Origin of the sequence: Mesorhizobium sp. B3-2-1 (assembly GCF_006439515.1) — a bacterium.
GTDB lineage: Bacteria > Pseudomonadota > Alphaproteobacteria > Rhizobiales > Rhizobiaceae > Mesorhizobium.
Map to the genome: position 1 here is coordinate 215,507 of NZ_VFTI01000007.1, position 25,609 is coordinate 241,115.

The following is a 25,609-nucleotide window of genomic DNA, read 5'->3' on the forward strand; positions in this document are numbered from 1 at the left end:
GACCCGAAAGCCCCCGTTTGACGTCGCCGGCTACCGCCGCAGCACCGCACTCAGCACATCACGAATACCGATTGCGCCGACGAAGCGCGACTGGTCGTCGAACAGCGCCACGGGTGCGGTCTGCGAGCGGTGCATGGCCAGCATCACGGTCTTCAGCGAGGTGCCGGGATTGGCCCAGAACACCTGCGCCAACTCCTCCGGCTGGCCCTCGACATCCGCGCAGGACACCCACACCGCCGGCTTGCCGTCGCGCTCGGCCGCCGCCACCAGCCCGTGTTCGTCGATCTTGAAACGCGTCGTCTTGCGCCGGTCGAGCCACACCCAGCCATTGTCGCCATGCTCAAGGTCGCGACGGTCGCGCATCACGTTCCAGGCGGTCAGCACCGACAGCGGGTTCACATTGGCGATGAAGTCGCGGACATAGTCGTTGGCGGGCCGCAGCACGATGTCTTCCGGCGCGCCGGTCTGGACGATGCGGCCGCCCTCCATGATGGTGATGTGGCTGCCGATCTTCAGCGCCTCCTCGAGATCGTGGCTGACGAAGATGATGGTTTTCTTCAGCTCCGCCTGCAGTTGCAGAAGCTCGTCCTGCAGCTTTGTGCGGATCAGCGGGTCGAGGGCCGAGAACGGCTCGTCCATCAACAGGATAGGCGCCTCGGTGGCGAAGGCACGCGCCAGGCCGACGCGCTGCTGCATGCCGCCCGAGAGCTCATGCGCGTATTTGTTCGACCATTGGTCGAGGTTGACCAGCTTGAGCTGGCGGTGCACCCGCTCCTTGCGCTCGGCATCCGGCACGCCGGCGAGTTCGAGGCCGAGGCCGACATTCTCCTCCACCGTGCGCCATGGCAAAAGGCCGAACTGCTGGAACACCATCGCCACCTGCTTCTGCCGCAGCCGCCGCAAGGTCGGCTCGTCGCAGGTGACGACATCGACCGTGCGGTCGCCGTCCTTGACCAGCACCTGGCCGCGCGACACGACGTTGAGCCGGTTGACCGCCCGAAGCAACGTCGACTTGCCCGAACCCGACAGGCCCATGAGGACGGAAATCTCGCCTTCATGCACGGTCAGGCTGGCTCCGGCGCAACCCAGCACATTGCCGGTCTTCTCGAGGATTTCGGCCCGGGTCGCGCCCTTGTCGATCATCGCCAGCGAACCCGCCTGGTCGGCGCCGAAGACGATATCGACATTCCTGAAATCGACGGCGACGGTCATTTCTTGCCTCCAACGCCAATGCGGGTCATCCGGTCGAGCACGATGGCGAGCACGACGATGGCGAGACCGGCCTCAAGGCCAAGGTCGATGCGGCGCGAACCGAGCGCCCGGTTGATTTCCGTGCCGAGCCCGCCGGCGCCGATCAGCGCGGCGAACACCACCATCGACAGCGACAGCATGATCGACTGCGTCAGGCCCGCCATGATGGTGGGCAGCGCCGAGGGCAGCTCGACCTTCCACAACAGCTGGCTCTTGGTGGCGCCGAAGGCCTCGCCGGCCTCGATGATCGACTTCGGCACCGAGACGACGCCGAGATGGGTCAGCCGGACCGCGGTCGGGATGACGAAGATGATGGTGACGATCAGGCCGGGCGCGTTGCCGAGGCCGAACAGCGTCAGCACCGGGATCAGGTAGACGAAGGTCGGCAACGTCTGCATCAGGTCGAGCACCGGCAGCATGATGCGGTAGACCTTCGGCTTGTGCGCGGCCCAGATGCCGAGCGGCACGCCGATGGCCATCGCCGCCGCGGCGGCCGCGACAACCAGCACCAGCGTCTGCACGGTCTGTTTCCAGAGATTCTGGTTGATGATGAAGATCAGGCCGAGGAAGACGCCGATGGCGAGCGGCCGCGAACGCTGCAGCAGCCAGGCGATCACGGCGACCACCAGGGCGAGCAGCACCGGCGGCACCATCAGCAGGATATTGACCAGCCCGTCGAGGAGGAAATTGAGGCCGTTCGAAAAAGCCCTGAAGACGGTGTCGAAATTGTCGGTGAGAAAGCCGAAGAACGCCTTTCCCCAGGCGCCGATCGGGATCTTGTGATCGATCATGAATTTGGAAATCGGATCCATCTCACCCCTCGTTTGCCAGAGCTCTGCCTTCGGCCCCGTATTGTCGCAACGTCATCTTGTCACAGGATATGGAAAAGGGCAGCCTTTTCCAGCGGCTGCCCTTCTATTTCGGTCACGCCGAAATCAAAGTCGGCTCAGCTCCCTAGCGCGGTCTTGACCGCCGCCGCCGCGTCGCCGCCGTCGAAGGTGGTCACGCCGGCGATCCAGGGCTTGACCGCGTCCGGATTTTTCTTCAGCCAGTCGGTTGCCACCTTATTGGCATCGCTGCCCTTCAGGATGGCGTCCATCATCTGGCCTTCCATATCCAGATTGAACTTCAGGTTGGCGATGAACTTGCCGGCGTTCGGGCACTCGGTCATGTAGCCCTTGCGCACATTGGTCGAGACGGTGGCCGCGCCGAAACCGCTATCGCCCATGCCGTCGAGATAGGTGATCTTCATGGCGCCCATCACCGGATGCGGCGTCCAGCCCAGGAAGGCGATCCACTCATTGTTCTTCATCGACTGCTCGGCCTGCGTCAGCATGCCGGCCTCCGAGGATTCGACCAGTTCGAACCCGTCGAGATTGTCCTTCGGGTTCTTGATCATGTCGAGGATGATGCGATTGCCGTCATTGCCGGCCTCGATGCCGTAGATCTTGCCGTTGAACTTGTCCTTGAACTTGCCGAGGTCGGTAAGCGACTTGACGCCGGCATCCGCCACATAGGTCGGCACGACGATGCCGTAACCGGCGCCGGCCAGGTTCTGGCTGACGGTCTCGACCGAACCGTCGGCCGTGTAATCCTTGATGTCATTGGTCATCGACGGCATCCAGTTGCCGAGGAAAACGTCGAGGTCCTTGTTCTTCAGCGACGCATAGGTCACCGGAACCGACAGCTGGATCACCTGCGGCTCGTAGCCGAGCGCTGTGAGCAGCACGGAGGCCAGCCCGGTGGTGGCCTGGATGTCGGTCCAGCCGACATCGGAAAGACGCACCGCCTTGCAGCTTGCCGGATCGCCGGCGAAGGCGGCACTCGTAGACAGGAAAGCCGCCAAGCCTAGGCCGGCGACGAAGGAATTCATACGCGACATCTGTATTCTCCCATTTCGATTCTTTGGCGAAGCGAAGTTACGGTCTTGTGTCCGCCTTGTTTCGTCAGCCAAACACCATTCTGGAGTGGTTTCAAGCACTAAGACAATCACGATCAACGGCGCAGGCTGGCCAATCAGCGACACCGCTGACGCTTTCCGTGCCAAAACCAAGCGCAATCCGCCTCGGCAACGGCGGCTTTTTCAGGGGAATGCGGCGGCGGCCCCTCCCCGCGCGGCGGCAAGTCGGCTTAAGGTCAGTTTAGATTCAGGTCAGGCCGTGCCGAAAATGCTGGGCACCGAGAACCGGAGCGGAGCGTACTTTGAGTACGCGAGCACCGGAAGCGCAGGAACCGCCTTTTGCAGGCCGGCCTCACCTGAATATGAACAGACCTTAAAGGGCGGCATGGCCAAGCTTTACTTCCACTACGCGACGATGAACGCCGGCAAGACGACCATGCTGTTGCAGGCATCGTACAATTACCGCGAGCGCGGCATGACGACGATGCTGTTCGTCGCCGGCCATTACCGCAAAGGCGACACCGGCCTGATTTCGTCGCGCATCGGGCTGGAGACCGAAGCCGAGATGTTTCGCGACGGCGACGACCTGTTCGCCCGCGTCGCCGAGCGTCACCAGCACACGGCGGTGCATTGCATTTTCGTCGACGAGGCGCAATTCCTGGAGGAAGAACAGGTCTGGCAGCTTGCTCGCATCGCCGACCGGCTGAACATCCCTGTCATGTGCTACGGCCTGCGCACCGATTTCCAGGGCAAGCTGTTTCCCGGCTCGCGCGCGCTGCTGGCGATCGCCGACGATCTGCGCGAAGTGCGCACCATCTGCCGCTGCGGCCGCAAGGCGACGATGGTCGTGCGCCTCGGTCCCGACGGCAAGGTGGCCCGCCAGGGCGAACAGGTGGCGATCGGCAAGGACGTCTATGTCTCGCTCTGCCGCCGCCACTGGGAAGAGGAGATGGGCCGCGCGACAGCCGACGACTTCATCGGCTTTGTCGGCGGTTGAAACGAAGGCCCGCTGAACGTCGGCGGAGCAGCCGGCTGCCACCTTTTGCAGTCGCGCCATTCCATGTTGCCTTTGTTAAGGTCGGCGCCCTATTTTCCCACCCTCAGCCAGAACTCTCCGGGGTCAGCCATGCTTCGAGCCGTCTTGTCCGCCAGCCTTGTTTTGCTTGCTACTTCCGTTGCCGCCCGGGCCGGTGGCGATCCTGTGCTGGGCAAACATGTTTTCAACCGGTGCATGGCCTGCCATGAGGCGGCGACGGACCGCGACAAGGTCGGCCCGCATCTGATGGGCGTCATCGGCCGCACCGCGGGAACCGCCGAAAGCTTCCTCGGCCATTATTCGGATGCCATGAAGAGCGCGGGTGCTGCCGGTCTCGTCTGGGACCAGGCAAATCTTGCCGAATACCTCAGATCGCCCAAGCTGAAAGTGCCGGGCAACAGGATGGCCTTCAGCGGCCTGGGCAATGACGACGACATCGCCAATGTCATTGCGTATCTGAAGGCCGATCCCAAGCCCTGAGCAGACGCCGTCCGGAGTGCGGCGGACCGGCTTGCGCCCGCCTGTGGGGCGGCAAGGATCAGTTGTTGTCGAGTTTTCGGAGCCATCCGCCTCGGCGTCGACTGATTGCTTTGCCGGCATGAAAGTTCAAAATCAGTTGAACCAGGCTTGGCCGGCCAATTGATCGCGCCATGACCACGGCTCCATTGCCTTTCAAGGGTTCGGCCGGATATTTGTTTTCGCGACGCGCACTGTCTTCACGTCTTTCAATCCCCTGGTACCCCACATATATTCGCCGCTGTTCGCAACCAGCGAGCGGAAGCCGAAGCGGGAGGGCCCTATGGCGACATTGCAGAATTTCGATGCCGAAATTGCCAGGACCAGGCAGGTCGTCCAGGACATGCGCACCAAGATCGAGCAGTCCGGCACCGTGCTCGACACGCTCGCAACCGTCGACAAGAAGATCGGCGACGCCAATTTCGACATCGAGAACGCCCGCATCGAGGATGTGCTGAAGCAGCAGAAGGTGATGGAAGGCAATATCGCCGACCTGATCATCGGGCTCGAGGACGCCACGAATGTCTTCGGCGCCGAGTTCGAGAGCATGAAGAACTACACCGGCTGGGAGAACTTCGTCGGCGTCTTTTCGCCGCAGCGCAAGCAGCGCATGCGCACCGACCGTGTGCGCAACATGTCGCTCGCCGGCAACCTGCAGGAACTGCTGGCCAAGTCCGACACCATCGTCGGCATATTGAAGGCGCAGAGGGAAGTTCTCGACCAGCGCTACAAGACCTCCGAGGCCAGCCTGTCGCAGGTTATCGAACGCCGCAAGACCACCATGACGAACCTCGAAACCGTGCAGAAGCGCATCGAGGAGCTCAATCCGATGCTGCTCGACATCGAAAACAGGATCGCCGCCTCGACCAGCCAGAAGGACCGCACGCAGCTCGAGGGCGAGCGCTCCAAGCTTGCCACCGAATACAATGAAAAGCAGGCCAAGGAGCAGGAGCTGCTGGCCGAAAGCCAGACGCTCGAGCGCTACACCTCGATGTTCCAGACCTTCGTCGATTCGCTCAACAACCAGATCGCGGCGCAGTCGACGCTGATCAACAAGCTGACCATCGATACCGAACAGCGTATCGTGCTTTACAAGGCTTTGGAAGATTCCTTGAAGACCGCCGCGCAGCAGGACGTCGCCCACAAGATCAACACGCTGGGCAGCCAGGTCGACAACACGGCCGAGGAAACCATGGCCGGCATCGGCGCCGCCTCGCAAAAGCACATCGGCGACCTCTTGGAGATGCACGAGAAGAACATGGTGGCCAGCGCCGACATCCAGCGCCGCAAGAAGCTCGCCGACGACGCCTTCGCCCGCCGCTTCGACGAGGTGCTGAAGAAGCACAATTCGGCCAACTACGTGCAGTCGTAATTGCCGCGCGCACCGGTGCGACAATAGCAGAGCTGAAAGCATGACCCCCGAAAACGACGCGGCGGCACGGTATTTCTCGGCAATCACGGCCGCGCTCGGCGGCCTTGAAGTGTTCATGCGCGACGACCGCTCGCCGCTTTACCGACACGGCATCGTCGCCAAGATCGTTGCCGAATACATCGCCCGACTCGACAAGTCCTTCTCCTGCTGGCGCAACCGGCTGGGCTTCATGGACACGTTCCGCATTTCGCGCGCCGACAGCGGCTACCCGGTGTTCCAGAACTTGCTCGAACTGGAAAACGACCGCCGCCAGGCAGACAGCCGGCTCGCCAACATTCCCCAGGCCGGCGAACTGCGCGAGGAGATGGCCGACTTCATCCTGCGCCACAAGCAGTTTCCCGAGGCGCTGCAGAAATCGATGGCCGAGCGGCTCTATCTCGAGGACGTCAAGAGCGAGCAGACCTTCGGTCCGTTCACGCTGGCGCAGACTGCCAAGGTGTCGGTCAATCCGAAGACGGCGCGGCCCTACTATCTGGTCCACTGGGCGACCTTCGACGGCAGCGCCAACCTGCCGCTGGTCTACATGGTGACGGTGGAGGATTCCTCGGCAAGCATGGTCAGCCAGCTCGTCGACAAGGACAAGCTCAACGACAAGGTCGATGTTCCCTTGCCTGTCGACGGACTGCTCAATCCGGAGCTGGCCCACCGCTTCGATGATTTCACCGAGAAGAACTCGGCCTATACGCTGTCGCCGGCAACGATTGCCGTCAACCTCGACAAGGATTTCCCCGACCTGCATCCAAAGCAGCTGAGGCGCGTGGTGCTCGGTCCTTTCTACTCGGCCGGCGTCACCGAAAACAATTCCGTCGTCGCCGAGGTGCTGGCCAAGGTGCGCAAGCCCGACAATGCCTGGCTGCTGACCTGGACCATTCAGGAGGTTTACTCGAAAGGGGAGAAGCCAGGCCGCAAGGGCCTGTGGTCGAGCGAACCGTCGTCCGAGGAATTCTTCATCAACACCGATGATCTCGAGGCCGCGCGCCAGGGCGTGTCGAGCTACGAAAACCACGCGCTGATCCCGCACGAAGCCTACCAGGCGCTCTACGCAGCCGGGGAAGCGCAAAAGATCTTTGCCGGCTACAAGGTTCACATCCTGTCGAATGGGCAGGTGATATCGGATGTCTGACCGCCACACCACGGAGCACCCTTCATGGACACTGGCCTGACCACCATCCCGGAAGCGGCTATCGAAAAGCACCGTGCCACCGCGCAGAGCTTCATCACCCGTATCGTGGTGCTGCAGGATCCCTCGCGCGAATCCGGCACGGCGCTTGCCGGCACCAACCGGCGCTTCGTCTCCACCGTCTCGGTCGGCTCGGTGCGCCGCACGCGCGAAGTCGAGCTGTCGAAGACGGTTGCCGCGGTCCATCCCGACGACCAGTTGCTCTCCATCCCGCAACACACGCTGCTTTTCCGCGCCCGGCGCGGCGCGGCCATTGCGCTTGCCATATCCGACATATTCGCCGAGGGCTCCGACCTCGAAAGCCTGCAAGCGCGGAATGCGCGCGCGCCGCTCGAAGGCGATGACGCCGCGACTTTCAAGAAGCTCCTGTCGGCCTCGGCCTATATCTCGGCCTTCAGCCTTGCCTCCTATCTGTTCCAACTCATCGACAGCGACGGCGAGGCGCCGAACGACATCCCCGAGCCGGACTTCCTCTTCGACACACCCCAGGATGCGGTGAAATCGATCCTGGCCGGCCTCGACAAGGCGATATCGGGCTCGACGGACGATACCGATCTGATGACTCGTGCGCGCGCCTTCGCCCGCGTCGCCATCGACGGCCTTCTAGCGCGAAAAGGCCGTTTCGACGGCATCGGCCCGTTCGAGAACGCCCATATCCGCATCGACGCCGACGACTTCACCCTCGACGGCTTCGACGTCGCGCCGGGCAAGCGCTCCAAGCCGCTGGTGATGACCTTCAAGACGCCGGAAGAGGTCGTCGGCAACCACATAGCCAAATACCAGTCGGTCAAGCTCGCCAAGATGCTGATGGCCTATGATTTCGAGCGTGAGCTGAACCCATTCGTGGAACTCGGCGGCTTCCTGTTCACCTTCATCGGCGACGGCGCGCCCGGCACCGGCAAGACGACACTGATCCAGATGATCGCCGGTCTCGTCAACGGCTATTGCCAGGTCGCCGGCTATCCCTTCGCCTATGAGAATTTCGGCGTCGACCAGATTTCCTCCTACCAGGGCAAGTCGGGCCAGAGCTGCCGCCAGTTCATCAACAATGTCTTGAACCCGCGCGTCATCGGCTTCGGCACCATCGACGACATCGACCAAGTGGCCGCTAGACGCTCGGACGACCGCGCCTCGGCCGGCCAACAGGAGATCACCGGCGTGCTGATGGATGCCTTCGCCGGTGCCGCCACCGTGGTGCGCGGCAATTGCTCGTTCGGCATGTTTTCCAACTATCCCGAAAACGTCGACGACGCGCTGCGCCAGCGCGCCGGCGCCCGCTGGCTGGTCGACGGGCCGCAGACGCGCGACGACTATATCGACATTTTCGTGCTGCTCGCCGGCAAGAACCATGAGATCCCCCTGGGCAAGCACGAGCTATACGCCGCGCAGGAAATCCAGCGCGCCGTGACCGAAGCCTATGAGGCGCATGAAAAACCGCAGGAGGACGGGCTGATGCGGGTCTATGAGCGCTACATGAAGGAAAATGGCGCGCCCAGGACCATGGCCGACATCGGCACCTACCTGCACCTGATCAAGGACGCCGAACCGCGTTTCACCGGCCGCGCCATCAAGAACGTCACCGACGCCATCAAGATGCGCGCCATGGACATCGAGCTGCCCGACGACTGGTTCGAAAAGCCGGAAGCCTTCATGCACAAGGGCTACGACGACAAGAAAGCGATGATCGAGGAACTGCGCGGCCCGTTCTCGATGGACATGGTCATGCAGGAGATCAACCGTTACGCCGATTCCGAGTTCCGCTATTCCGACAAGTCCGACGACGCCGCGGTCGAAAAGCTGCTGCGTGACGCAAGGCTGCGCGAACGCGCCGCGCGTGAGATGGAGGAGATGAAGAAGAAGGGTCTGTGGAATGCGTGAGGGGCGCTCTTCTTCCTTCTCCCCGTTCACGGGGAGAAGGTGCCCGAAGGGCGGATGAGGGGCAGCGCCATGCGTGGTGGAAACGAGCCCAAGGTGGCAAGAGCCCGCGAGCTTCGAAAAGTCGACAACGATGCCGAGGAAAAACTGTGGCATGAACTGCGTGGGCGAAGATTGAACGGCCACAAATTCATTCGCCAACTGCCGATCGGTCCATATTTTGCCGACTTCGCCTGCCGCGAAGCCAACCTCGTTGTGGAAGTCGATGGAAGCCAGCATGCAAATCGATCCTCTGATCGATACAGGGATGAGACGATGAACAGGAATGGTTGGTCGGTATTAAGGGTTTGGCACACTGATGTTTTGACCGGCCGTAGGAGCGTACTGGATACGATCGTTGCGGCACTCGATGGTCGGCTGCACAAGAAGATGATTGGCACCGACGTGACGTTTCTGCCCTCGATCTCGGAGACAAGATGATGAGCGTTTGCGCCGCCCCTCATCCGCCCTTCGGGCACCTTCTCCCCGTGAACGGGGAGAAGGCAAGATGAGCAAAAAACCCGACCTCCTTCGCGACAACGAACTCATCTACCGTCGTTTGCTCACCGTCGACGAGGCGCATCTCATCCAGCGCTACAACAAGGCGCTGGCCGCTTTCGGCCTCGAGCCCACCAAGCTGAAGAGCTTCCAGATCGACCGCACCGGCTTCTCCCCCGAAGTGGCCGAGGAGTGCGGCGACTATGACTATCTCGATCCCAATGAGGTCAACCGCCGTTTTATCATCCTGACACCCTCGCAGATTGACCTGCCGGTGGTGCACACCGCCTTCTCCAACACCTCGCAGTTGATGTTCGAGTTCATGTCCAGGAACCAGCGCGCCATCGACGCGCTGACCATCAAGGACGTCATCTACGGCGAGATCGAGGATTCCGTTCCCAAGGTCAACGACATCGAGGATCTGCTGTCGATCAACCAGGTCGAGTTCAAGGTGCTGTCGGCGGAGGACGTGCTGGGCAAGGCCGCCGAACTCGGCAAGCTCGTCGACCGGCTGAAGCAGGAGCCCGACGCCTGGCGCGACAATGCCATGCTGACCCGCATGGTCGAGCTCGCCAAGGTCTGCGGCGATATCCGCGAGAACGCGCTGGTGCCGGACCAAGTGATCTTCCGTCACAACGCCTACTGGACCAGCCATTTCGGCGGGCTCTACGTCTTCGTCGATCCCGACATGACGACGGTGATCAGCGATCCGGCCGCCCCCGGCTTCCGCCGCTCGCGGCCCTGGCAGGTGAGCTATCTCTCCATCAAGGACGCCGACAAGGTGTTTAAATTCCTGGCCGCCACCGGCCGCATCGAACTCCCGCGCGCCTCCTGGATCGAGACCTCTGGCTATCTCGAGCACCGTGCCGAAATGGTGGTGCGCGCGCTGATCCGCGACGCCGAGCCGGACCGCAATTTGACAGATGTCGACAAGGTCTGGCTGCAGACCTGGATCCAGAGCCACGCCGACCTGATCACCTCGGACGGGAATTTCCCGTTCCTCAATGCCGCCAAGCGCGAGATCGCCCAGCTCGGCCACCTCAAGATCGACGATGTCATCCCGCAGCAGCGCTTTCTGGTGGTCCGCGCCAGGCCCGACCATCCCGACGCCTGGCTGACCAACCGGCTGATCTCCGATTTCGTGCCGTCGGACTTCGTCTCGCGCTACATCTTCAACAAGGACGGCTTCTACAAGGACTATGACGGCTTCAGCGACGCCTGGCGATCGCATGTTGTGGACGTTCTGAAAACCACATATTTGAAGGACAAGGTGGCGTTTCGCACACGCCTCTACGGCCTGACCGACTAGAACGAAATGAACCGCCATTCCGTTCTAACTTGTTGTTTTGGTGCATGATGTTATCCAAAAAGTCCGCAACTTTTTGGCATCATGTTGAGGGGGTGATACAGCCATGCTCGATCCGATCGTGAATTTCTTCACCCGGATTTTCCAGTGGATCGGCCGCGGCATCGGCCTTGTGATCGGCGTGATCCTGTGGCCCTTCATGTGGGCCGGCCGGTGGTACGGGCAGCGCGGCTGGATCCTCAAGGCGATAGTCGGCCTTGCCGTCCTGGTGCTCATCGGCCTCTACGCCAACTTCTTCTACGCCACCCAGTGGTGGAACAAGTTCAACCCGAACTACCCGGATACCTATACTTTCGAGAAGCGCAACGTTTCCGCCGGTGAGCAGGTCGCCGCCGGCGCCGGCACCGACACGGCAAAGACCTGCGGCAATTCCGGCATCGCCCAGGTGGCGGCCGACCTGATCGACTTCAACGTCAACCAGAATGCCTGGGTGTCATCGATGGTCCTCTACAAGCTCGGCCTGTTCGGCATCGACTGGGACAACACGCCATGGATGGACAACAAGGCTTCGTTCCAGCGCGGCATCAATCAGGCGGTGCGACGCACAGCCACCGAGCTTGCAGACAACCTCGGCCGTGTGCGCACCACCTCGCAGATCGATACCAATCTCCAGGATGCTCGTGGTCAGCTGCAGTACGACGAGTCCATCTGGTATATCAGCCGCAACGGCATGACCGCGACCACGCCCAGCATGTATCGGCGCGCGATGAGCAATCTGCGTTCTTTCAACGCTCGCCTCGCCACCTGCCAGGCGACTTTCGATGCGCGCGCGGACAATCTTAAGCAATATATCGACCGCATCGCCAGTGACATCGGTTCGACCTCGGCCATCCTCAAGGAGCGCGCCGAGAACCACAACAATGGCTGGTTCGATTTCCGTGCCGACGACCGCTACTGGTTCGCCTACGGCCAGCTCTATGGCTATTACGGCCTGATGAAGGGCGCCCAGGCCGACTTCGAGGACGTCATCAAGGAAAAGCACCTGCAGAGCCTGTGGGACACGATGGACGCACAATTCGTCTCGGCCCTGCGTATCCAGCCCTTCATCATCGCCAACGGTCGCGAGGACGGCTGGCTGCTGCCGACCCATCTGACGACGATGGGCTTCTACATCCTGCGGGTGCGCTCCAACATGGTCGAAATCAGCAACGTGCTGACGCAGTAGCGCTGTTCAGTGGCAACGCATGCGATGGCGAATTTGCGCCGTCGCATCTGTCGCATTCCGTGCATTGTGCGGCTGTTTTGAGACGGCGGAAGCGTCCCTGCTCTGGCTTCTATACGGCGCGGCAAGCGGAGCCATAAAGAACCGGGAATAGGTCGGGCCGCCGCAGAGGAATTTTCTCTATAGGAAACATAGTTGCATGAAAGTTGACGCCGCCGCAGCGACAGGGTTAGATGCCCCGCGCGTCCGCTCCAGCCTTCTTGCGAGTAAGATCAACCCCGTCCCCTCCACCGTCCAATCCAGAGGAACGCCGTCATGGCCGAAGTGAAGTCCGACATCGAGATCGCGCGTGGCGCCAGGAAAAAGCAGATCCAGGAGATCGGCCAGAAGATCGGCATCCCGACCGAACATCTGCTGCCCTACGGCCACGACAAGGCCAAGATCTCGGCCGAGTTCATCAAGTCGGTGAAGGGCAACAAGGACGGCAAGCTGATCCTCGTCACCGCCATCAACCCGACCCCGGCCGGCGAAGGCAAGACCACCACCACCGTCGGCCTCGGCGACGGCCTGAACCGCATCGGCAAGAAGGCGATCGTCTGCATCCGCGAGGCTTCGCTCGGCCCGAATTTCGGCGTCAAGGGCGGTGCCGCCGGCGGCGGTTATGCACAGGTGGTGCCGATGGAGGACATGAACCTCCACTTCACCGGCGACTTCCACGCCATCACCACCGCGCACAACCTTCTGTCGGCGCTGATCGACAACCACATCTACTGGGGCAATGAGCTCGGCATCGACACCCGCCGCGTCGTGTGGCGCCGCGTCATGGACATGAACGACCGGGCGTTGCGCGAAATCATCAGCTCGCTCGGCGGCGTCGCCAACGGTTTTCCGCGCGAAGCCGGCTTCGACATCACCGTCGCCTCGGAAGTGATGGCGATCCTGTGCCTGTCTACCGACCTGAAGGACCTGGAAAAGCGCCTCGGCGACATCATCGTCGCCTATCGCCGCGATAAGACACCGGTCTTTGCCCGCGACCTCAAGGCCGATGGCGCCATGGCCGTGCTTTTGAAGGACGCCATGCAGCCCAACCTGGTGCAGACGCTGGAGAACAACCCGGCCTTCGTGCACGGCGGCCCGTTCGCCAACATCGCGCATGGCTGCAACTCGGTCGTCGCCACGACCACAGCGCTGAAGCTCGCCGACTATGTCGTCACCGAAGCCGGCTTTGGCGCTGACCTGGGTGCCGAGAAATTCTTCGACATCAAGTGCCGCAAGGCGGGCCTGAAGCCGGCGGCAGCCGTCATCGTCGCCACCGTGCGCGCCATGAAGATGAATGGCGGCGTCAAGAAGGAAGACCTCGGCAAGGAAAACGTCGAGGCGGTGAAGAAGGGCTGCGCCAATCTCGGACGCCACATCGAGAACATCCGCCAGTTCGGCGTGCCGGCGGTGGTTGCCATCAACCACTTCTATTCCGACACCGACGCCGAGATCCAGGCGATGAAGGACTATGTCGCCTCGATGGGCGAAGAGGCTATCCTGTGCAAGCACTGGGCCAATGGCTCGGCGGGCATCGAGGAGCTCGCCAACAAGGTGGTGGCGCTGGCCGAATCCGGCGCCTCGCAGTTCGCGCCGCTCTATCCCGACGCCATGCCGTTGTTCGAGAAGATCAACACCATCGTCCAGCGCATCTATCGCGGCTCCGAAGCGATCGCCGACAAGTCGGTGCGCGACCAGTTGCACGCCTGGGAGCAGGCCGGCTACGGCAATCTGCCGGTCTGCATGGCCAAGACGCAGTATTCCTTCTCGACCGACCCGAACCTGCGCGGCGCGCCGACCGGCCACACCGTGCCGGTGCGCGAGGTCAGGCTTTCGGCCGGCGCAGGCTTTGTCGTCATCATCTGCGGCGAGGTCATGACCATGCCTGGCCTGCCAAGCAAGCCCTCGTCGGAGAAGATCTTCCTCAACGAGGCCGGCCAGATCGAAGGCCTGTTCTGATCTTTTGTCCCAACAATCAAGAAAGGGCGCCGCATCGCCGCGGCGCCCTTTCTGTTTGCGGATCGTCCTACGCGGCGCTGCGCGCCAGTGCCCGCTGGTTGGATGCATGGATGGTGTCGCGTTCCGGCAGTGCGCCCGACCTCAGGCACCCGATCCATTCGGCGGTCTTGAGCACCGCGGCGAAGCGCGACTGCAGTATGATGCTCACCACGCGATGGATCTCCTCGGCCGAGGCGTAGCCGGCGCTGTTGGCGTAGGGCACCGAACCGGTCGCGTCGGACAGGACCTCGACGGCAAAACCCATATGCATGGCGTGGATGATGGTCGACAGGTCGCAATTGTGCGTCATGTAACCGACGACCGCGATCGTATCGACGCCGTTGGCGCGCAGCCAGGCCTCGAGGTCGGTGCCGGTGAAGGCGCTCGGCAAATTCTTCTCGACATAATGGTCTCGGCCGCGCTTGGCGATCTCCGGATGCAGTTCGCCGCCATGGCTGCCCTTGGCGAAGATCGGCGAGGTCTCGGGCGCCATCTGCTTGACGACCACCACCTTGATGCCGGCAGCGGCGGCTGCGTCCATGGCGCGCGCCACGTTGACGACGCTGTCGCGGAACGGCGGATGCTGGATGGCCAAATTGCCACCGTCATAGTCGTTCTGGACGTCGATGACGACGAGCGCGCGGCGTGGCGCGGTGTTGGCTGGGTCGGACATGATGTTTCCTTTCAGGCTTGAATGCGATGGGCCGAAAATAACGTGGTGGCTTAGGCGCCAACAGTGGCCCGATTGACATCGTCCGAAAGAATTGGGACAATCCACATCCACACTGGAAACGCCCCATGACCGCTCCCATCATCGCCGTCCTCGCCTTCGACGGCATCAGCCCGTTCCATCTCTCCGTGCCTTGCCTGGTGTTCGGCGCGGACCGCACCAACCTCGGCCTGCCACGCTTCGACTTCCGCGTCTGCGGGATCGAGGAAGGTCTGATCCGGACCGATGCCGGGCTGAGCATCCTGGTCCCGCACGGGCTTGCCGCGCTCGAAGACGCCGATATCGTCATCATCCCCAGTTGGAAGGACCTCGAAGCACCTCTTGCCAAACCGCTCGAGCAAGCGCTCGGTCGCGCCCATCGGCGCGGCGCGCTGATCGTGGGCCTGTGTCTCGGCACCTTTGCCCTGGCCGCCGCCGGCCTGCTCTCTGGACGGAGGGCGACCACGCATTGGGCCTATACCGACCAGTTGCAGGCCCTTCATCCCGACATTTCAGTCGACGCGGACGTGCTCTATGTCGATGATGGCGACATCGTCACCTCCGCCGGCGTCGCCGCCGGGCTGGACTGCTGCCTACACATCGTGCGCGCCCGCTATGGCGCGGAGGCGGCACTGCGGCTCGCCCGGCACGTCGTCCTCTCCCCGCACCGGCAGGGCGGACAGGCGCAGTTCATCGAGCGCCCGGTGGCAAAAAGCGCCAATGCCGACCGCTTCACCGAGGCGCTCGACGCGGTTCGCGCGGCGCTTGGCGAAACGCACAGCCTCGACAGCGTCGCCGAAGCCGCCGGCCTGACACGGCGCACCTTCACCCGCCGCTTCCAGAAATCGATTGGCACCAGTTTTGGCGACTGGCTGACCAGCCAGCGGGTCGAACTGGCGCAGCGGTTGCTGGAAGCGACCGAGAAATCGATGGATGTCGTGGCCTTCGAAGCCGGCTTCGGCAGCGCCACGTCTTTGCGCCAGCACTTCTCCGCGAGACTGAAAACGTCGCCGGCGCAATATCGGCGTGAATTTTCCAGGCGGGCCGATGTCGGCGAGCGCCTGCCACACCTCCCGGCTGCATCGATTGGGCAAGCAAGCGCGCTCAGCCCCGACTGACCACACGCGCCGGATTGCCGACCACGGTCGTGTTCGCCGCCACGTCGCGCGTCACCACGGTCCCGGCGCCGACGATGGCGCCTTCGCCGATGCTGACACCGCCAAGGATGATCGCGCCGCCGCCGATCCAGGCATTGTCACCGATCGTGGCCGGCCTGGCGATCTCCAGTCCCGCCTGCCGCCCTGCCGGCTCCTTGTGGTGTTCGGCGCAATAAATCTGCACATTGGGGCCAAGCAGCGTCCCTTTGCCGATGCGCACCGGCGCGGTGTCGAGAATGGTACAGCCGGCATTGAGAAAGACGCCGTCGCCGAGGAAGAGATTGAAACCGTAGGCACAATGAAACGGCGCCTCGATGCGGACCCCCTCGCCCACGCCGCCCAGCAGTGTCCGCAGGGCTGGCCCGAGGTTCCCGCGTTGACGGGGCGGGAGCGTATTGTGTTCGAACACGGCATCCGCGGCCAAGCCGCGCAACGCGCCAAGATCGTCATCCAGGCACCTATACCATTCGCCGGCCGCCATCTTCGCACGTTCGCTCTGAACCATGGCAGTGCCTCCGTTTGACATCATTGCGAACAGCGCCGAGGCAAGGACTGACGTGAACCTATAGACCAGGATACGCGGCTTTACGGAATTGGTCACTGTGCCGTCACGACCCTTGATCGCAAGCGGGCATTCGCGATCCGCGCCCGGCAACGAAATAATTCAAGACCGCTGTCGATTTCCGGGTAACTCATTCGTCCTCGATACGAAGCCGAAGAAATCCGCCCAAGAAGGGAAACGACCGATGACCATCACCATCACGGCATTTGAACGATCGCCCGATGGCGGCAAGGGGCTGGCGCGCGATACCCGCGTTCGCTGGGCGCTCGAAGAGGTGGGGCAGCCCTATGAGGTTCGTTTTGTTTCCTTCGCGGGGATGAAAGCGCCCGAACATCTGGCCATCCACCCCTTCGGGCAGATCCCCACCTATGAGGACGGTTCTCTCTCGCTGTTCGAGACCGGCTCGATCGTCTTTCATCTTGCCGAGCAGCATGCGGGCCTGCTGCCGAAGGGTCGCAATGCCCGCGCCCGCGCGATCACGTGGATGTTTGCCGCACTGAACACCGTCGAGCCGCCGATCCTCGAATTGACCACGGCAAGGATATTCGAAGCTGACAAGCCCTGGAGCGAGGCGCGCTTGCCGCTGGTAAAGGACCGTGTTCGCGCCCGGCTGGACAGTCTCTCGGCTCACCTGGGTGTCGCCGACTGGCTCGATGGTGCGTTCAGCGCCGGCGATCTATTGATGGTGTCGGTGCTGCTGCGACTGAGGATGTCAGGCATTCTGGACGAATACCAAAACCTGGCCGCCTATGTGGCGCGCGGGGAAGCTCGGCCCGCTTATATCAGGGCTTTCGCGGCGCAATTTGCGGTCAACGCTCCAGCCAAGTGACCCGCCTCAATCCACTGTGGCTGCGCTTGTGAGTCTGCGCGCCTAGCCAAATATCCGGCCTATGGTAGCCTGCCGTCTAGGGCTGTTCCGGCCCGGGATCGAGGGGGGCCGACCGTGCTCTACATTCTTGCACTTCTGATCGGCGTCATTGCCGGCCTGCGCGCCATGACGGCACCTGCCGCCGTCGCCTGGGGCGCCTATCTCGGCTGGCTGCCGGTTGCCGGCACCTGGGCGAGCTTCATGAGCCATTGGGTGGCTGTCGGCATCTTCACCATCCTGGCCATCGTCGAACTCGTCACCGACCAGTTGCCGTCGACGCCAAGCCGCAAAGTGCCGCGGCAGTTCGGCGGCCGCATCCTGCTCGGCGCGTTCTCTGGCGCGGTGCTCGGCGCGGCCGGCGGCGCCACCATCGTCTGCCTGATCGCCGGCGCCATCGGCGCGGTCATCGGCACGTTGGGTGGTGCCGAAGCGCGCAGCCGGCTGGCGGCAGCTTTCGGCACGGACCCGCCCGCTGCCTTCATCGAGGACGCGGTGGCGATCGTCGGCGGCCTGCTGATCGTGGCGGCGACGGCATGACTGCGAAAACCTTCGACGCCATCATCATCGGCGCTGGTCAGGCAGGGCCGCCCTTGGCGGGCCGCCTGACGGCCGCGGGCATGAGCGTGGCGCTGATCGAGCGCAAGCTGGTCGGCGGCACCTGCGTCAACACCGGCTGCATGCCGACCAAGGCCATGGTCGCCAGCGCCTATGCCGCGCATCTGGCGCGGCGCGCCGCCGACTATGGCGTGACGCTCCCAGGCCCCGTGGGGGTCGATTATCCCCGGATCAAAGCGCGCAAGGACAAGGTTACCAACGACGCCCGTGGCAATCTGGAGACATGGATCGCCGGTATGAAAGGCTGCACGCTCTATCGCGGCCATGCACGCTTCGTATCCGCCAATACGGTGCGCGTCGGCGACGACCTTTTGACCGCCGAAAAGATCTTCCTCAATACGGGCGGCCGCGCCTCGGTGCCGGATCTGCCCGGCATCCGCGACATCGACTATCTGACCAATTCCTCGATGATGGATCTCGACGTTTTGCCGCGCCACCTCGTCGTCGTCGGCGGCAGCTACGTCTCGCTCGAATTCGCGCAGATGTTCCGCCGCTTCGGCTCGGAAGTCACCGTCATCGAAAAGGGCCCGCGCCTGACCGGCCGTGAGGACGAGGACGTCTCGGCCGCCATCCTGTCGATCCTCGAAAACGAAGGCATCGCGGTCCATGTCGGCGCCGACAACATCGGCTTCGCCAAACACGGTGGGGATATTGCCGTGACCTTCTCCGTCGGCAAGCCGCCCGCGATCGGATCGCATGTGCTGCTGGCGCTGGGCCGAACGCTCAACACCGATGATCTCGGTCTCGACAAGGCGGGCGTCGAGGTCGACGGACGCGGCGCGATTGTCGTCGACGACCAGTTGCGCACAAGCGTGCCAGGCATCTGGGCGATGGGCGACTGCAACGGCAAGGGCGCCTTCACCCACACCTCCTACAACGACTATGAGATCGTCGCCGCCAATCTGCTCGACAATGATCCGCGCAAGGTCAGCGACCGCATCGAGGCCTACGCGCTCTACATCGACCCGCCACTCGGCCGTTGCGGCATGACCGAGGCCGCGGTGAGGAAATCCGGACGTCGCGCCCTGGTCGGCCAGCGACCGATGACCCGCGTCGGCCGCGCCGTCGAAAAGGGCGAGACGCAGGGTTTCATGAAGATCCTCGTCGATGCCGACAGCAGGGAAATCCTCGGCTGCTCGGTGCTCGGCCCCGGCGGCGACGAGGCAGTGCATTGCGTGCTCGACCTGATGTACGCCAAGGCGCCGGTCGACACGCTGGCGCGCGCGATGCACATCCATCCGACGGTTTCTGAGCTGCTGCCGACGATAGCCCAGGAAGTGAAGCCGCTGGCCTGAGACAGGAGTGGTTCGGCGTTGGTAGAATCGCCGAGCCGCCCTACGGACGCCCCGGCGCTCGTTTCCAATGCGCTCCACGCTTTCTGCATTGCTGCATTGCGGCAATGTCTGTTGCGCCCAGCAGCGATCCTCGCGCAGTCTCCAGATTGAACCGATTCAGTCTGGACCTTCCATGCCTTTGCCGATCCTTGCGCTTGCCATTGCGTCCTTCTGCATCGGCACCACCGAATTCGTCATCATGGGCCTGCTGCCGGAGGTCGCGGCCGATCTCGGCGTGACGATCCCCGCCGCCGGCTTGCTGGTCACCGGCTATGCGCTGGGCGTCGTCTTCGGTGCGCCCATCGTTGCCATGGCCACCGCGCATCTGCCGCGCAAGCCCGTGCTGGTCGGGCTTGCAGCCCTGTTCGTCGTCGGCAATCTCTTCTGCGCCATCGCGCCCAATTACTGGCTGCTGATGGCCGCGCGCGTCTTCACCGCTTTCGGCCACGGCGCCTTTTTCGGCATCGGCTCGGTCGTCGCCGCAAGCCTGGTGCCGCGCAACAAGCGCGCCAGCGCCATCGCGCTGATGTTCGCCGGCCTGACGCTCGCCAACATCCTCGGCGTTCCCGCCGGCACGGCACTCGGCGAAGCCTTCGGCTGGCGGGCCACCTTCCTGGCCGTGGTCGGCATCGGCCTGATCTCGGTCGCGGCCATTGCCTGGCTGGTGCCGTCCGATGTGACGGAGCCGAGCGGCGGCGGTCTGCGCGCCGAAGTCCGCGTGCTCGGCAAGCTGCAGGTATGGCTGGCGATGCTGATCGCGGCGCTGACCTCGGCCAGCCTGTTCGCCGTTTTCACCTATATCAAACCCTACCTCACCGACGTGTCGGGCCTGTCGACCGCGGCGGTCACCTGGGTGCTTTTGCTGTTCGGCGCCGGCATGACCATCGGCAACATCATCGGCGGCAGGCTGGCCGACTGGAAACTGATGCCGACGGTGATCGCCACCTTGCTGCTGATGGCCCTGCTGTTCGTCGGCTTCATGCAGTTCGGCGCGATCGCCAGCGTTGCCATCGGCATCGTCTTCCTATGGGGCCTGCTCATCTTCGTCGTCGTGCCGCCGCTGCAAATCCGTGTCGTCGAGGCGGCTTCCGAAGGACCCAATCTTGCCGCCACGCTGAACCAGGGCGCCTTCAATGTCGGTAATGCCGGCGGCGCCTGGATCGGCGGCGTGGCGCTGTCATCAGGCATTTCCTATGCCAATTTGCCGCTGGTCGGCGCGGTGCTCGCCCTGATTGCGGTTACTGTAGCGGTGCTGTCGCAGGCGCTGGACCGGCGCGCGCCCATCGCCGCTCTCCAGCCTGCCGCCGAGTAGCTGCCTGTCGCCCAAAAGCATGCCCACGGGCTTGACCCGAGGCTGCGCAGCGGTTTTGGGACAACGACTTGCAGCAAGGCAAAAGACTGTTATTGCGCCCATGGCGCGGCGGGCTGGACCAATCGACATCGGCACCCTCCAATGGGCATGTCGTCTCGGTCTTGAAGGAGGACGTCATGCAGAAATCGATCGAACGCATCGCCGGGGATAGCGAAGGCGTTTCCTACGAATTCCCGGTGTTCCGCTTCGCCGGTGCCGACAAGGCAGCGCCTTCTGCCTACCTGCAGGCGGCACTCCATGCCGGCGAATTGCCTGGCGTCGTCGCCATCGATGCATTGATGCCGATGCTGAACAAGGCCGAGGCCGAAGGTCGCATCAGGGGCAACATCACCATCGTGCCCTGGGCCAACCCGATCGGTCGAGCGCAATATCATTTCGGCGAGCACCAGGGCCGCTTTCATCTGGGCACCCGCACCAACTTCAACCGCGGCTTTCCGTTGCTGGCCGCGCCCGACACCAGACTTCTGCCGGACGCCACTTTTGGCGGCGCCGACCAGCGGCTGAAGTCGCGGCTGGTGCAGCTCTCGCTCGGCCATGACATCGTGCTCGATCTGCATTGCGACGACGAGGGCCTTGCCTATCTCTACGTCCACACCAGCCTGTGGCCTGGAATGGCCGATTGCGCCGCCGCCATGGGCGTTGATGCCGTGGTGCTGTGGAGCGAGGACACCGACGGCACCTTCGAGGGCGCCTCGATCATGCCCTACCAGAACGCCGCCGCCGACGTGGCGAAGTTCGACAGGCGCGTCGCCACCACGGTCGAATATCGCGGCATCCTCGATGTCGATGGCGCGCTTGCCTCGGCCGACGCAGCAGGCCTCTACCGGCTGCTGGCGGCGCGCGGCGTGATATCCGACAGCGCCCTGCCCGCACCCGGCCCGTTCAAGGGTGTCGCGGCACCTCTGGAAAACATCGACATGATGCCGGCACCACGGGGCGGCGCGGTCCTCTACGACGTCAAGCCCGGCGACCGCGTCACCCGAGGCGCTCGTCTCTGCACCATTGTCCACGCTCCGGGCGAAGCCGATGGCCGCACCGAAGTGTTCGCACCACAGGATGGCATCATCCTGACCCGCCGCTCGCGCCGCATCATCCGCGCCGGCGAAGACCTGTTGAAACTGGTCGGCGACAGGAAGAGCAGCGATGCCAGGTCGGGCACGCTGGAGGATTAGACTCCGTCGAATCCAGTTGCGCGGCCGCCCAATCGCCGCTAAGGGAATCGCCATGAACATGCGTTCGACCAAGACCATTTGGTGGTGGGCCTGCTGACAGCGGCCTGTTCGAACGCGTGCGCGTGAAAATAGAGGGTGGCCGCAACGGAATGTCCGGGCGGCCATTTGTTTTTCAAAGCCATTCCCGGGTCCGTTGCCCAAGTAGCTGATGGAGACGGCAATGACGTTGAAGGTTCTGGACAACGGCGCTGAAAGCTTCGTGACGGCGGGTGGCATCACCATCACCCGCGAACGCCACGACCGGCCCTATGAAGGTGCGATCGACGCTTATGTCGACGGCCTGAATTCGCGCCGGGGCGCGGTGTTTTCCTCCAATTACGAATATCCCGGCCGCTATACGCGCTGGGATACGGCCATCATCGATCCGCCGCTGGTCATCTCCGCACGCGGCCGCGCCATGCGCATCGAGGCGCTGAACGGCCGTGGCGAGGCGCTGCTGCCTGTCGTCGGCAGGACGCTCGGCGGTCTCTCCGAGGTCACGATCGCCGAGACCTCGAAAAAGCTGATCCGCCTCGACGTCGCCAAGCCCGGCCGTGTCTTCACCGAGGAGGAGCGCAGCCGCGTTCCCTCCGTCTTCACCGTGCTGCGCGCCATCACCGCTCTGTTCAAGACGGCCGAGGACGCCAATCTCGGCCTTTATGGCGCCTTCGGCTACGACCTCGCCTTCCAGTTCGACCCCGTCGACCACACGCTCGTTCGCAAGGAAAGCCAGCGCGACCTGGTGCTGTTCCTGCCCGACGAGATCCTGGTCGTCGACCACTATTCGGCCAAGGCCTGGACTGACCGTTACGATTATGCGGGCGAGGGTTTTTCGACCGAAGGCCTGCCGCGCGACCAGGTCGCCGAGCCGTTCAAGACCGCAGACCGCATCCCGCCGCGCGGCGACCATGAGCCGGGCGAATACGCCAATCTGGTGCGCCGGGCGATGGACAGCTTCAAGCGCGGCGATCTGTTCGAGGTCGTCCCCGGCCAGATGTTCTACGAACGCTGCGAGACGCAGCCATCCGAGATTTCGCGCAAGCTGAAGTCCATCAACCCGTCGCCCTATTCCTTCTTCATCAATCTGGGCGAGAACGAATATCTGATCGGCGCGTCGCCGGAGATGTTCGTGCGCGTCAACGGCCGCCGCGTCGAGACCTGCCCGATCTCCGGCACCATCAAGCGCGGCGACGATGCCATTTCTGACTCCGAGCAGATCATCAAGCTGCTCAACTCCAAGAAGGACGAATCCGAACTCACAATGTGCTCGGACGTCGACCGCAACGACAAGTCGCGGGTCTGCGATCCAGGTTCGGTGCGCGTCATCGGCCGCCGCCAGATCGAGATGTATTCACGCCTGATCCACACCGTCGACCACATCGAGGGCCGTTTGCGCGAGGGCATGGACGCTTTCGACGCGTTTCTGTCGCATGCCTGGGCGGTCACCGTCACCGGCGCGCCGAAACTGTGGGCCATGCGCTTCATCGAGCAGAACGAGAAGAGCCCGCGCGCCTGGTATGGCGGCGCCATCGGCATGGTCAACTTCAACGGCGACATGAACACCGGGCTTACCTTGCGCACCATCCGCATCAAGGACGGCATCGCCGAGGTGCGCGCCGGCGCTACATTGCTCTTCGACAGCATTCCCGAGGAAGAAGAAGCCGAAACCGAACTGAAGGCATCCGCCATGCTCTCCGCGATCCGCGACGCCAAGATGGGCAATTCGACCAGCACCGAGCGCACCACGGCGCGCGTCGGCGACGGCGTCAACATCCTGCTGGTCGACCATGAGGACAGCTTCGTGCATACGCTGGCGAACTACTTCCGCCAGACCGGCGCCAATGTCTCGACCGTGCGCACGCCGGTGCCGGAGGAAGTCTTCGAGCGGCTGAAGCCCGACCTGGTCGTGCTGTCGCCCGGACCCGGCACGCCCAAGGATTTCGACTGCGCGGCGACCATCAGACGCGCGCGCGCCCGCGACCTGCCGATCTTCGGCGTCTGCCTCGGCCTGCAGGCACTGGCCGAAGCCTATGGCGGCGAGCTCAGGCAGTTGCACATTCCCATGCACGGCAAGCCGTCGCGGATCCGCGTCTCGAAGCCGGGCATCATCTTCTCCGGCCTGCCGAAGGAAGTCACCGTCGGCCGTTACCACTCGATCTTCGCCGATCCGGTGCGCCTGCCGGACGATTTCCTGGTGACCGCCGAGACCGAGGACGGCGTCATCATGGCCTTCGAGCACCGCAAGGAGCCGATCGCCGCGGTGCAGTTCCACCCGGAATCGATCATGACGCTCGGCCACAATGCCGGCATGCGCATCATCGAAAACATCGTCGCGCATTTGCCGCGCAAGGCCAAGGAAAAGGCAGCCTGACGGTAATGGCCGAAGCCGAGAACACCATGGCGATCGCGGCGAAAGCCGCCGCGAAGCGCAAGGTCGCCAACCTTGCCTTTTGGTCGATCGTGGTCGCCTTTGTCGTGCTCGCGCTGAAAGCCGCCGCCTGGTACCTGACCGGATCCGTCGCGCTCTATTCGGACGCGCTGGAATCGATCGTCAATGTCATTGCGTCGATGGCGGCCTTCTGGGCGATCCAGGTCAGCTACAAGCCGGCCGACCAGGATCATCCCTTCGGCCATCACAAGGCCGAGTATTTCTCGGCGGTGCTCGAAGGCGTGCTGATCGTCGTCGCTGCCCTTCTGATCCTGAGCGAGGTCTGGCGCTCCTGGCAGACGCCGGCTCCGCTCGAACAGCCCTGGGAAGGCCTTGCGATCAACGGCATCGCCACTGCCATCAATGCTTTCTGGGCCTGGACGCTGATCCGCACGGGCCGGGCCGAAAAATCGCCGGCGCTGGTCGCCGACGGCAACCACATCATGACCGATGTGGTGACCTCGATCGGCGTCTTCGGCGGCCTGGTCGGAGCGATCCTGACCGGCTGGCGGATCCTCGACCCGGCATTGGCCGTCATCGTCGCGCTCAACATCCTGTGGCAGGGCTGGCATGTCATCGGCTCGTCGATGAACGGCCTGATGGACCGGGCCGTCGACACAGCGGAGCACATGCGCATCCGCAACATCATCTCGGCCAATTGCAAGGGCGCGATAGAGGTGCACGACCTCAAGACCCGCATCGCCGGCCGCGCCACCTTCATCGAGTTCCATCTGGTCGTCGATGCCGACATGTCGGTCGGCGCCAGCCATGTCATCTGCGACCGCATCGAGGACGCGCTGAAGGCCGACATTCCCTCCGTGCGCGTGACAATCCATGTCGAGCCCGACGACGAGGCCAAGCTGCCGAAGGGCACAACCGCCGTGCCGTTTGCTTAGCTTTGCGCTGGCCTGAGGCCTGTCGAGATTCAGGTCAGGCCGAGTCGAGAATGGTGACTTCCGAGAACCGGAGCGGAGCGTACTTTAAGTACGTGTTGGGGTGGACGGCCCCCGACGGCATCGCAATGTGCCAGAATGAGGTCGTTGCAGATCTCAACAAGGGAGACC

General features: G+C 63.3%; 22 protein-coding genes. 17 read left to right on the forward strand and 5 right to left on the reverse strand.

Going from position 1 to position 25,609, the window contains the following annotated elements; genetic code table 11:
* Positions 1-30: 30 nt before the first annotated feature.
* The 3 genes from choV to FJW08_RS10345 all read right to left on the reverse strand — a co-directional run bounded on the left by choV (position 31) and on the right by FJW08_RS10345 (position 3,133).
* Entirely contained in the window at positions 31-1,212 is a 1,182-nt protein-coding gene (choV, locus tag FJW08_RS10335) for a choline ABC transporter ATP-binding protein (protein WP_027143396.1), read from the reverse strand.
* Positions 1,209-2,063 carry a choline ABC transporter permease subunit gene (gene choW / locus FJW08_RS10340; RefSeq protein ID WP_140810419.1) on the reverse strand — a complete coding sequence of 285 codons (855 nt, stop codon included), beginning with the start codon at positions 2,061-2,063 and terminating at the stop codon, positions 1,209-1,211. Before choW ends, choV begins: the two co-directional genes overlap by 4 nt.
* A gap of 134 nt (positions 2,064-2,197) precedes the next feature.
* Complete coding sequence (locus FJW08_RS10345) at positions 2,198-3,133, reverse strand: choline ABC transporter substrate-binding protein (protein WP_140810420.1); 936 nt, start codon at positions 3,131-3,133, stop codon at positions 2,198-2,200.
* 403 nt (positions 3,134-3,536) lie between these two features.
* On the opposite strand from FJW08_RS10345, the gene FJW08_RS10350 reads away from it, so the two are divergent.
* The 9 genes from FJW08_RS10350 (at position 3,537) to FJW08_RS10390 (ending at position 14,250) form a co-directional block, all read left to right on the forward strand.
* Positions 3,537-4,148: a thymidine kinase gene (locus tag FJW08_RS10350; RefSeq protein ID WP_140810421.1), complete on the forward strand. Its 612-nt coding sequence runs from the start codon at positions 3,537-3,539 to the stop codon at positions 4,146-4,148.
* A gap of 129 nt (positions 4,149-4,277) precedes the next feature.
* Positions 4,278-4,667 (forward strand): cytochrome c family protein, encoded by a 390-nt coding sequence (locus FJW08_RS10355; protein WP_140810423.1) that lies wholly within the window; start codon positions 4,278-4,280, stop codon positions 4,665-4,667.
* 319 nt (positions 4,668-4,986) lie between these two features.
* Positions 4,987-6,075: a hypothetical protein gene (locus FJW08_RS10360; protein WP_140810424.1), complete on the forward strand. Its 1,089-nt coding sequence runs from the start codon at positions 4,987-4,989 to the stop codon at positions 6,073-6,075.
* A 40-nt stretch (positions 6,076-6,115) separates the two neighbouring features.
* On the forward strand, positions 6,116-7,258 hold the full coding sequence (locus FJW08_RS10365; protein WP_140810425.1) for a hypothetical protein: 1,143 nt from the start codon (positions 6,116-6,118) through the stop codon (positions 7,256-7,258).
* A 24-nt stretch (positions 7,259-7,282) separates the two neighbouring features.
* Entirely contained in the window at positions 7,283-9,193 is a 1,911-nt protein-coding gene (locus FJW08_RS10370; protein ID WP_140810426.1) for an ATP-binding protein, read from the forward strand.
* A 69-nt stretch (positions 9,194-9,262) separates the two neighbouring features.
* Complete coding sequence (locus tag FJW08_RS10375; protein ID WP_140758511.1) at positions 9,263-9,670, forward strand: DUF559 domain-containing protein; 408 nt, start codon at positions 9,263-9,265, stop codon at positions 9,668-9,670.
* Positions 9,671-9,737: 67 nt separating this feature from the next.
* Entirely contained in the window at positions 9,738-11,036 is a 1,299-nt protein-coding gene (locus tag FJW08_RS10380) for a DUF6638 family protein (RefSeq protein ID WP_140810427.1), read from the forward strand.
* Positions 11,037-11,139: 103 nt separating this feature from the next.
* The gene (locus tag FJW08_RS10385) at positions 11,140-12,258 is read left to right on the forward strand and encodes a DUF2333 family protein (RefSeq protein ID WP_140810428.1); all 1,119 of its coding nucleotides are present in this window, start codon (positions 11,140-11,142) and stop codon (positions 12,256-12,258) included.
* Between the two features lie 312 nt (positions 12,259-12,570).
* A complete protein-coding gene (locus tag FJW08_RS10390; protein ID WP_140758514.1) occupies positions 12,571-14,250 on the forward strand; it encodes a formate--tetrahydrofolate ligase in 1,680 nt (559 codons plus the stop codon).
* Positions 14,251-14,317: 67 nt separating this feature from the next.
* On the opposite strand, the gene FJW08_RS10395 is transcribed toward FJW08_RS10390, so the two are convergent.
* Positions 14,318-14,962 carry a cysteine hydrolase family protein gene (locus FJW08_RS10395; protein WP_140810430.1) on the reverse strand — a complete coding sequence of 215 codons (645 nt, stop codon included), beginning with the start codon at positions 14,960-14,962 and terminating at the stop codon, positions 14,318-14,320.
* 125 nt (positions 14,963-15,087) lie between these two features.
* Here FJW08_RS10395 and FJW08_RS10400 point away from each other — a divergent pair, with 125 nt between their 5' ends.
* The gene (locus tag FJW08_RS10400; RefSeq protein WP_140810431.1) at positions 15,088-16,116 is read left to right on the forward strand and encodes a helix-turn-helix domain-containing protein; all 1,029 of its coding nucleotides are present in this window, start codon (positions 15,088-15,090) and stop codon (positions 16,114-16,116) included.
* Here the strand turns inward: FJW08_RS10400 and FJW08_RS10405 are convergent.
* Complete coding sequence (locus FJW08_RS10405; RefSeq protein ID WP_140810432.1) at positions 16,103-16,660, reverse strand: sugar O-acetyltransferase; 558 nt, start codon at positions 16,658-16,660, stop codon at positions 16,103-16,105. The genes FJW08_RS10400 and FJW08_RS10405 overlap by 14 nt on opposite strands.
* Before the next feature lie 241 nt (positions 16,661-16,901).
* Here FJW08_RS10405 and FJW08_RS10410 point away from each other — a divergent pair, with 241 nt between their 5' ends.
* The 7 genes from FJW08_RS10410 (at position 16,902) to FJW08_RS10440 (ending at position 25,441) form a co-directional block, all read left to right on the forward strand.
* Positions 16,902-17,546 carry a glutathione S-transferase family protein gene (locus tag FJW08_RS10410; protein WP_140810433.1) on the forward strand — a complete coding sequence of 215 codons (645 nt, stop codon included), beginning with the start codon at positions 16,902-16,904 and terminating at the stop codon, positions 17,544-17,546.
* Positions 17,547-17,660: 114 nt separating this feature from the next.
* Positions 17,661-18,122 carry a DUF4126 domain-containing protein gene (locus tag FJW08_RS10415; protein ID WP_140810434.1) on the forward strand — a complete coding sequence of 154 codons (462 nt, stop codon included), beginning with the start codon at positions 17,661-17,663 and terminating at the stop codon, positions 18,120-18,122.
* A complete protein-coding gene (locus FJW08_RS10420; RefSeq protein ID WP_140758520.1) occupies positions 18,119-19,495 on the forward strand; it encodes an FAD-containing oxidoreductase in 1,377 nt (458 codons plus the stop codon). Before FJW08_RS10415 ends, FJW08_RS10420 begins: the two co-directional genes overlap by 4 nt.
* Before the next feature lie 172 nt (positions 19,496-19,667).
* Positions 19,668-20,846, forward strand: a complete 1,179-nt coding sequence (locus tag FJW08_RS10425; RefSeq protein ID WP_140810435.1) for an MFS transporter — start codon at positions 19,668-19,670, stop codon at positions 20,844-20,846.
* A 176-nt stretch (positions 20,847-21,022) separates the two neighbouring features.
* The gene (locus tag FJW08_RS10430) at positions 21,023-22,078 is read left to right on the forward strand and encodes a succinylglutamate desuccinylase/aspartoacylase family protein (protein WP_140810437.1); all 1,056 of its coding nucleotides are present in this window, start codon (positions 21,023-21,025) and stop codon (positions 22,076-22,078) included.
* Positions 22,079-22,298: 220 nt separating this feature from the next.
* Complete coding sequence (locus FJW08_RS10435) at positions 22,299-24,488, forward strand: anthranilate synthase (RefSeq protein ID WP_140810438.1); 2,190 nt, start codon at positions 22,299-22,301, stop codon at positions 24,486-24,488.
* A gap of 5 nt (positions 24,489-24,493) precedes the next feature.
* Positions 24,494-25,441 carry a cation diffusion facilitator family transporter gene (locus tag FJW08_RS10440; RefSeq protein ID WP_140810439.1) on the forward strand — a complete coding sequence of 316 codons (948 nt, stop codon included), beginning with the start codon at positions 24,494-24,496 and terminating at the stop codon, positions 25,439-25,441.
* Positions 25,442-25,609 lie beyond the last annotated feature (168 nt).